An 8,358-nucleotide genomic window follows, 5' to 3' on the forward strand; every position below is an offset into this window, starting at 1 on the left:
CTATGAACGACGGCCCCCTGATCGTCCAGTCGGACAAGACCCTGCTGCTCGAGGTCGACCACGAGCGCGCCGCCGAGGCCCGCCGTGCCATCGCGCCGTTCGCCGAGCTGGAGCGCTCGCCGGAGCACATCCACACCTACCGGCTGACCCCGCTGGGCCTGTGGAACGCGCGCGCCGCCGGCCACGACGCCGAGCAGGTCATCGACGCGCTGCTCGCGCACAGCCGGTACGCCGTCCCGCACTCCCTGCTCGTCGACATCGCCGAGACGATGGACCGCTACGGGCGGCTGCGGTTGGAGAAGCACCCGATCCACGGTCTGGTGCTGATCAGCGCCGACCACGCCGTCTTCACCGAGGTCACCCGCAGCAAGAAGCTGGCCGGGATGCTCGGCGAGCTGCTCGACCCGGACACGATCGCGGTCCACCCGAGCCAGCGCGGCAACCTGAAGCAGGCACTGCTCAAGCTCGGCTGGCCGGCCGAGGACTTCGCCGGCTACGTCGACGGCGAGGCCCACCAGATCGATCTGGTCGAGGACGGCTGGAACCTGCGCGACTACCAGAAGCAGGCCGCTGAGTCCTTCTGGCACGGAGGCTCCGGAGTCGTCGTGCTCCCGTGCGGTGCCGGCAAGACGATCGTCGGCGCGGCGGCGATGGCGCACGCCAAGGCGACCACGCTGATCCTGGTCACCAACACCGTCAGCGCCCGGCAGTGGAAGCACGAGCTGCTCAAGCGGACCTCGCTCACCGAGGACGAGATCGGCGAGTACTCCGGCGCCCGCAAGGAGATCCGTCCGGTCACCATCGCGACGTACCAGGTGCTGACCCACAAGCGGAACGGCGTGCACCCCCACCTGGAGCTGCTCGACGCCCGGGACTGGGGCCTGATCGTCTACGACGAGGTGCACCTGCTGCCCGCGCCGGTCTTCCGGATGTCGGCCGACCTGCAAGCCCGCCGGCGGATCGGCCTGACCGCGACCCTGATCCGCGAGGACGGTCGCGAGGGCGACGTGTTCAGCCTCATCGGGCCGAAGCGGTACGACGCCCCCTGGAAGGACATCGAGGCCCAGGGCTGGATCGCCCCGGCCGACTGCGTCGAGGTCCGGGTCACCCTGCCGGACGGCGAGCGGCTGGCCTACGCGACCGCCGAACCCGAGGAGCGCTACCGGCTGGCGTCGTGCACCTTCTCGAAGAGCCGGGTCGCCGAGCAGCTCGTCCGGCAGCACCAGGGCGAGCCGACGCTGGTGATCGGCCAGTACCTCGACCAGCTCGACGAGCTCGGCGAGCACCTGGGCGCCCCGGTGATCAAGGGCGAGACCAGCGTCAAGGAGCGCGAGGAGCTGTTCAACGCCTTCCGCGAGGGCGAGATCGACCTGCTGGTGGTCTCCAAGGTCGCGAACTTCTCGATCGACCTGCCCGAGGCTGCCGTGGCGATCCAGGTCAGCGGGTCGTTCGGGTCACGCCAGGAGGAGGCCCAGCGGCTCGGCCGGCTGCTGCGACCGAAGGCCGACGGAAAGACGGCGCGGTTCTACACGATCGTCGCCCGCGACACCGTGGACGCCGACTTCGCCCAGAACCGGCAGCGCTTCCTGGCCGAGCAGGGGTACGCCTACCGGATCGTCGACTCCGACGACCTGCCGATCAAGGACTAGCTGCCCCGCAGCAGCAGCGGCATCACGGAGCTGGCCGAGGTCCGCCCGAGCAGACCTCCCGAGGGCACCGGGACCTTGGGGCAGCCGAGGTCGTAGCTGTGCACCGACTGCCGGGTGGGAACCGTCCCGTCCGCCAGGTAGGCCGCGATCGCGTCGTCCACGCAGGAGACCCCGGAGAGCGAGCCGGCGTGCGTGGTCCCACCCAGTCCGGCGATCAGCGAGGCGGTCGGGAAGCGCCGCTTCACCTCGACCGCTCCGGAGTACGGCGTCGCGGCGTCGTGGGTCTCGCTGATCAGCAGGATGTGGGACTTCACCTGGGTGCCGTACGGGTTGACCGGGGTGTGCGCGGAGGCCTTCCAGGTCAGGCAGGGCATGTTGTACCAGGTGTTGTCCCACGCCAGGAACGGCCGCTTCTTGTAGACGTCCCAGGTGTCGTCGCGCTGCCAGGCGAACGACGGCGACGGCGCATCGGTGCACTCGACGGCCAGGTAGACGGCGTAGCCGTTGTCGTCGCCCTGGTTGCTGTCGACGTACCGGTTCCACATCGGTGTGCCGTTGCCGCTGCGGACGAGCTGGCTGTAGTTACTGGCGATCGAGCGCCAGTGGTAGACGTAGTACGACGCCTCGAGGATCGCGTCGGTGAGCTCGTCCGGGCCGAGCTTCCCGCTCGCTGCCGGGTGCGCGTCCAGCTGCTTGAGCAACCGGTTGTAGCCCGACCGGATCGTCAGCCAGGACGTGCCCAGGTGGTACGTCGAGTCGTGCTGGGCGATCCAGCTGAAGAAGCTGTTGAGGTTCTTGTCGAACCAGACGTCCTGGTCGAGGTTCGAGTGGTACCAGTAGCGGCGCGGGTCGATGACGCCGTCGAGGATGAACCGGCCGACCTTGGTCGGGTACCGCGCGGCGTAGACCTGGCCCAGCCAGGTGCCGTAGGAGAAGCCGTAGAAGTTGAGCTTGGTGAGCATCGGCTTCTTCGCCGAGGTCGCCTGGTTGTAGTAGGCCTGACGAATGCTCTCCATGTCGCGGACCGTGTCCCGGGTGGTCATGAACGGCAGCAGCGCCTTCGCCGAGCTGTTCCCGCAGGCCACCGCATAGGCGTTGGTCTTCTTGCGCCAGTAGTCGTAGAGCGCCTGCGTGGTCGGCACGAAGTTCGGTCGGTTGGCCCCGAAGTAGCTGGAGTTGCAGTGCAGCGACGGCACCGAGTTCCCGACGCCGCGCGGGTCGAAGCCGATCCAGTCGTACCGCTTGGCAGCACTGCCCGGCACGTCGCTCTGCCTGCCGGCGAGGTACAGACCCGACCCACCGGGACCGCCGGGGTTCAGCAGCATCATCCCGGCGTACGGGCCGGCCGAGGTCTGGGCGGACTTCCGGCTCAGCGCCAGCTTGACGGTCTTCCCGTTGTCCGGGTGCCCGTAGTCGAGCGGCACGGTGACGGTGGCGCACTGCCCGTAGCTGCAGGTCGACCACGCCGTGAGCTTCGGCGTGAACGCGGCCACCGTCGGCGCCGCCGAGGACGTCTGCACGGCCGCGAACCCCGCGATCGTCGCGGCCATGACGGCCACGAGGACCACTCCGAGAATGCGCTTCATCCCTGTCCCTTCAGCGAGCCTGACGGCAACCTTCACCCGCGCACGACGCGGGTGTCCAGCAATTGGGGAGATCCTGCGACCTCAGTCGACCGGTACGCCGAGCGCCCGCTGGGGGGCGTCGTCCAGGAGCAGCCGCCAGGCCCGCACGGCCGCGGTGTCGACGTACGCCTTGGTCCAGGAACCGCCCGGCCGCACCTCGTCGCCGAGACCGAACTGGTGCACCCCGGCGCGGACGAGCCACGGAACCTGCTCGGTCGTGAGACCGCCGGAGACCAGCAGCTGCGCGGCGATCCTCGGGTTGCCGCCGGCGCGCTCGACCAGCTCGTCGCCGCCCGCCGCCAACCCACGCGTGGATCCGGCCGAGGCGACCGCGTCCAGCCCCGGCAGGTCGAGGACGTCGCGCCACGCGCGCCGCGGCTCCAGCGCTTGGTCGAACCCGCGGTGAAAGGTCCAGCCGACGCCGACCAGCTCGCTCGCCAGGGCGGAGCAGCTGGCCCGGTCGATCTCCAGATCGTGGTCGAGGAACCCGAAGCTCACACCCGCGGCACCCAGCTCGAGGCAGGTCCGCGCGGTCCCGACGAGGCGGCTGAACTGGCCGCCGTCGATGCTCAGCGAGTCGCCCACGCGCAGCATCACCCGCACCGGCAGGTCGGTCTCGCGCAACACCGCGGACAGTACCGACGGCTCAGGCGTCAGCCCCCCGCGCTCGGGCTGGGAGAGCAGCAGCAGCCGGTCGGCCTCACCGGCGGTCGCCGCTGCTGCGTCGCGTGCGTGCAGCACGCAGACCTCGAGGAGCGGTTCGGATTCGGGGGCACCAGACACAATGGCCATCGTGACACCCGACAACCCGATCATGACGGCACGGGCCCTCGTGTTGCACGACCTCGAGGTGACCGGCGTCGCCGATGCCGATGCGGTCTCGCTCCTGGAGGACGCGGTGGCGCAGCGCGCCTGGTGGTTGGAGCAGTGGCCGGCCGGTCAGGACTTCATCGTCGGCCTCGTCGCCCAGGACGTGCAGGACGGGCTGCTCGAGCGCGCGGGCCGCTGGCCGGTGTGCCCGACGTGCGAGGACGCGACCCACGCCCTGTACGTCGAACCGGACCTCGGCGGGCCGAATCCCACCTGGGTGTGCGAGGAGGCCGGGATCGAGATCGCCCCGATCGGCCGTCTTAGCGGAGGTGCTCCGGCCTGAGCACCGGCACCCACAGGGTGTACCGGTCTGCGCGGTAGATGCTGCGGGTGACCTCGACGGCGACCTCGCGGCAGAACGAACGCCGGGAGATGTGCAGCACCGGGGCGCCCGGCTCGAGCTCGAGCGCCTGGGCCTCGTCCTCGGTGGCGACCGCGGCGACCACGGAGTCCTCACCCCAGGTCGGCATCAGGTCGCGGTCGGCGAAGAAGTAGTAGAGCGAGGCCGGCAGCGCGTCGTCGAGGAAGCGCGGGAAGGTGTCCAGCGACAGGTAGACGTGCTGGATCGCGATCGGCTGGCCGTCGGCCAGACGCAGGCGCTCCCAGTGCACGATCGGGGCACCGACCTCGGCCTCCAGGGCGCGCGCCAGACCGGGCCCGGCGGTCTCCCGGCGGGCGAGCAGGGTCCGCGACTCCGGCACCTTGCCACGCCGCTCCATCTCCTCGGAGAACGAGGAGAGGCGCATCTGCATGTCGATCAGCGGCTTGGTGACGAAGGTGCCGCGGCCGGGGATGCGCTCCAGCAGGCCCTGGGCGACGAGACCGTCGAGGGCGTGCCGGACGGTCATCCGCGCCACCCCGAACTGCTCGACCAGGTCCCGCTCCGAGGGAGCCGGGCTCCCGGGTTCGGCGTCGACGATCAGGGAGCGGACATACTCGCGAACCAGCAGGTGCTTCCGCCCCCGCTGGGTCGCAGGAATCCCGTGCTCGGACAACTGGCTCCCCTTTTTCCCCTTCGCTCCGAGGCAACCCTAGCGAGGACCAGCGGACCGCGACGGCGTTTTCGGAGCATCAGCGCGGGGGCCGCCTTTAACCGGGTGCGGCTGTCGGTGCCCGGTGCGAGACTCGAACGCGATGACCTCCACGACCGAACGACCCTCGATCGCCTCGTTCTGGCACGACCTGCCGCGCGAGGGCCGGTTGATGCTGTCGGTGGTCGCTTTCGAGTTCATCGGCACCGGTCTGGTGCTCCCGTTCTGGGTCGTCTACCTGCACGAGTTGCGGGGGTACTCGCTGGAGGTCGTGGGCGTGCTGCTGGCCGCCATGTCGGCCGCCGGCGTGATCGCGGCGGCCCCGGCGGGCAAGCTGATCGACAAGGTCGGCCCGCGCGCCACGATGATCGTCGTGCTCGTCTCGGCAATGGTCGGGCAGACGATGGTGGCCTTCGCCGACAACATCGTGACCACGACCATCGCGATCGCGATCATCGGCGCCGGGTTCGGGATGGGCTGGCCGACGTCCCAGGCGCTGATCTCCTCGGTGGTGCCCTCGGAGATCAGGGCCCGCTACTTCGGCATGAACTTCTCCCTGCTCAACCTGGGCATCGGGATCGGCGGCATCGTCGGCGGTCTGGTCGCCGACGTGCACCACCTGGGCTCCTTCCAGCTCATGTACATCGGTGACGCGATCAGCTACGTGCCGAGCCTGTTCCTGATGCTGTTCCCGCTGCGCAACATCGGTGGCCCGGTGCCGCCGCCCGAGGACGGCCCTGACGAGGAGGTCACCTACCTGCAGGTGTTCCGCGCACCGGCGATGCGCACCGTGTGCGCGCTGATGTTCGTCTCCGCGTTCGTCGGCTACTCCCAGCTCAACGCCGGCATGCCCGCCTACTCGCGTGCGATCGGCGAGGTGTCCACCCGCGGCCTCGGCTTCGCGTTCGCCGCGAACACCCTGGTGATCGTGCTGCTCCAGCTGGTCGTCCTGCAACGCATCGAGGGTCGCAAGCGGACCCGGGTGATCGTGGTGATGTCGGCGGTGTGGGCGGCCTCGTGGCTGTGCCTCGCGGCCAGCGGAATCTCCCCCGGCACCGTGTCCGCGACCCTGTTCGTCGCTGCCTGCGCCTCGGTGTTCGCCCTCGGCGAGACACTGCTGCAGCCGACCATGCCGGCGATCGTCAACGACCTCGCCCCTGACCACCTGCGCGGGCGCTACAACGCTCTGACCGCCGGCGTCTTCCAGACGGCCTCGATCCTGGGGCCGATCGTCGCGGGCTTCATGATCGGGCACGGCCTGCACCTGGAGTTCATCGCGATGCTCGTGCTCGGTTGCGGCCTGACCGCCTGGTTGTCTGCGGTGCGCCTGGAGCCGCAGCTGGACGACGTCGCCAACGGACTGGTGCGCGCAGAAACGACGCCGGAGTCCCTGCCTGCCGAGGCGCCGATCCAGAGCGGAGTCGCGGTCGACCCGGCCCCGCGTTGATCGAACATCTGTTCGATCCTCTGCTACGCTCCCCAGCGTGAGCGTCGCGTTCCAGCCCTCGCTGTTCGACCAACCGGACCCCGGCGTCGGGCCACTGTCAGGCGTGCAGCGCACGATCCTGACCAACGGCGCCTGGGTGGACGTCCTGCCGGGCTGGTTCGTCGGCGCTGACACCGTCTTCGAGCACCTGCTGGCCGAGGTCCCCTGGCGGGCGGAGAGCCGCGAGATGTACGACCGGGTCGTCGACGTCCCCCGGCTCGTGCACACCTACGGCATCGGCGACCCGCTCCCCCACGCGACGCTGACCGCGGCGCGGGACGCCCTCGACGTGCACTACGCCGACGAGCTCGGCGAGCCCTTCGTCACCGCCGGCTGCTGCTACTACCGCGACGGCAACGACTCGGTCGCCTGGCACGGCGACAACATTGGCCGCGGCCGCAGCCACGACACGATGGTCGCGATCGTCTCCTTCGGCAGCCCGCGCAAGCTGCTGCTGCGACCGCTCGGAGGCAGCACCGCTGTCACCCACGCGCTGGGCCACGGCGACCTGATCGTCATGGGCGGCTCGTGCCAGCGCACCTGGGAGCACGCCGTCCCGAAGACCTCCCGCCCGGTCGGGCCGAGGATCAGCGTCCAGTTCCGGCCGCGCAACGTCTTCTGAGCAGCCCGCCTACGGGTTGATGTGCAGCGTGAACGTCTTGGTCCGGCTCGGCTTCAGCAGCACCGAGTAGGTCACCGCGAAGGTGTAGTCACCCGCCACGGTCGGCGTACCCGACAGCACGCCGGCACCGCTCAGGCTCAGACCCGGGGGCAGGGTGCCGCTGTCCAGGTTCCAGCCCGAGACGCCGCTCGGAGCGCCGTTGAACTGCACCGAGTAGGCGACCCCGACCTTGCCGTCGGCGAGCGAGCCGTTCTTGATCGCCGTCGGGCCGACGTGGATCGTCAGGACCTTGGTGGTCGCCGCACCCGTCACGCTGTCGGCGAACCTGACCGTGAAGCTGTAGTCACCGTTCACCGTCGCCGTGCCGGAGAACACGCCCGCCGAGGAGAGCGAGAGCCCGGTGGGCAGGGTGCCGGCCGAGACCGACCAGGTGCCCGAGCCCGAGCCGCCGGACTTGGTCAGAGTCGCCGAGTAGCTGTTGTCCTTCAGCGCGTCCGGCAGACCCGTGGTGGTGATGGTCGGGCGCGAGTACACCAGGATCGACAACGCCTGCGTGTCGAAGGTGCCCGACTCGGTCTCGGTGAACTTGACGGTGAAGTTGAACGTCCCCGACACCGTCGGCACCCCGGAGATCAGACCGGTGTCGGCGTCCAGCGTCAGCCCGGTCGGCAGTGCACCCGCACTGATCGACCAGGTTCCGGCGTTGCCGGTCTTGGACAGCGCCTGGCTGTAGTTGGCGTTGATCAGGACCGCAGGAAGCGTGGTCGTGTTGATCGTCGGGTCCGGGGCCGGGTTCACGTGCAGCGGCAGCGACTTGGTCGCGAAGGTGCCGGACTCGGTCTCGGTGAACTTGAACGTCAGCGGGAAGTCACCCGAGACCGTCGGCTTGCCGGAGATCGTGCCGGTCGCGGTGTCGAAGGTCAGGCCGCTCGGCAGCGTGCCCGAGGTGATCGACCACGTACCGGCGTTCCCGGACTTCGACAGGGTCGTCGAGTAGGTCTGGAAGGCCTGCGCGTTCGGCAGCGACGTGGTGCTGATCGTCGGGTTCGGAGCCGGGTTCACGTGCAGCGGCAAC

General features: G+C 69.8%; 8 protein-coding genes. 4 read left to right on the plus strand and 4 right to left on the minus strand.

Features of this window, described 5'->3' with window-relative positions; all coding sequences use genetic code 11:
• The first annotated feature begins 2 nt into the window (after nt 1–2).
• Nucleotides 3–1,649, plus strand: a complete 1,647-nt coding sequence (locus EFL95_RS17910; RefSeq protein WP_123235475.1) for a DNA repair helicase XPB — start codon at nt 3–5, stop codon at nt 1,647–1,649.
• On the opposite strand, the gene EFL95_RS17915 is transcribed toward EFL95_RS17910, so the two are convergent.
• Both EFL95_RS17915 and EFL95_RS17920 read right to left on the minus strand, forming a co-directional pair.
• The gene (locus tag EFL95_RS17915; protein WP_123235476.1) at nt 1,646–3,235 is read right to left on the minus strand and encodes an alpha/beta fold hydrolase; all 1,590 of its coding nucleotides are present in this window, start codon (nt 3,233–3,235) and stop codon (nt 1,646–1,648) included. The two genes, EFL95_RS17910 and EFL95_RS17915, sit on opposite strands and share 4 nt — an antisense overlap.
• An 81-nt stretch (nt 3,236–3,316) precedes the next feature.
• Nucleotides 3,317–4,066, minus strand: coding sequence for a copper homeostasis protein CutC (locus EFL95_RS17920; RefSeq protein ID WP_123235477.1), 750 nt, complete (start codon nt 4,064–4,066; stop codon nt 3,317–3,319).
• Between the two features lies 1 nt (nt 4,067).
• Here EFL95_RS17920 and EFL95_RS17925 point away from each other — a divergent pair, with 1 nt between their 5' ends.
• Nucleotides 4,068–4,427 (plus strand): hypothetical protein, encoded by a 360-nt coding sequence (locus EFL95_RS17925; RefSeq protein WP_246005034.1) that lies wholly within the window; start codon nt 4,068–4,070, stop codon nt 4,425–4,427.
• Here EFL95_RS17925 and EFL95_RS17930 read toward each other — a convergent pair.
• Nucleotides 4,405–5,139: a GntR family transcriptional regulator gene (locus EFL95_RS17930; RefSeq protein ID WP_246005035.1), complete on the minus strand. Its 735-nt coding sequence runs from the start codon at nt 5,137–5,139 to the stop codon at nt 4,405–4,407. The two genes, EFL95_RS17925 and EFL95_RS17930, sit on opposite strands and share 23 nt — an antisense overlap.
• Before the next feature lie 139 nt (nt 5,140–5,278).
• Between EFL95_RS17930 and EFL95_RS17935 the strand changes: the two genes are divergently transcribed.
• Together EFL95_RS17935 and EFL95_RS17940 are read left to right on the plus strand one after the other, a co-directional pair.
• Nucleotides 5,279–6,622: an MFS transporter gene (locus tag EFL95_RS17935; protein WP_123235479.1), complete on the plus strand. Its 1,344-nt coding sequence runs from the start codon at nt 5,279–5,281 to the stop codon at nt 6,620–6,622.
• A gap of 37 nt (nt 6,623–6,659) precedes the next feature.
• Nucleotides 6,660–7,283, plus strand: a complete 624-nt coding sequence (locus EFL95_RS17940) for an alpha-ketoglutarate-dependent dioxygenase AlkB (RefSeq protein WP_123235480.1) — start codon at nt 6,660–6,662, stop codon at nt 7,281–7,283.
• A 9-nt stretch (nt 7,284–7,292) separates the two neighbouring features.
• Here the strand turns inward: EFL95_RS17940 and EFL95_RS17945 are convergent.
• Nucleotides 7,293–8,358: putative Ig domain-containing protein (locus EFL95_RS17945; protein WP_183407256.1), on the minus strand; the 1,066-nt coding region annotated here is incomplete at its 5' end.

Source organism: Nocardioides marmorisolisilvae (assembly GCF_003725775.1).
Lineage (GTDB): Bacteria > Actinomycetota > Actinomycetes > Propionibacteriales > Nocardioidaceae > Marmoricola > Marmoricola marmorisolisilvae.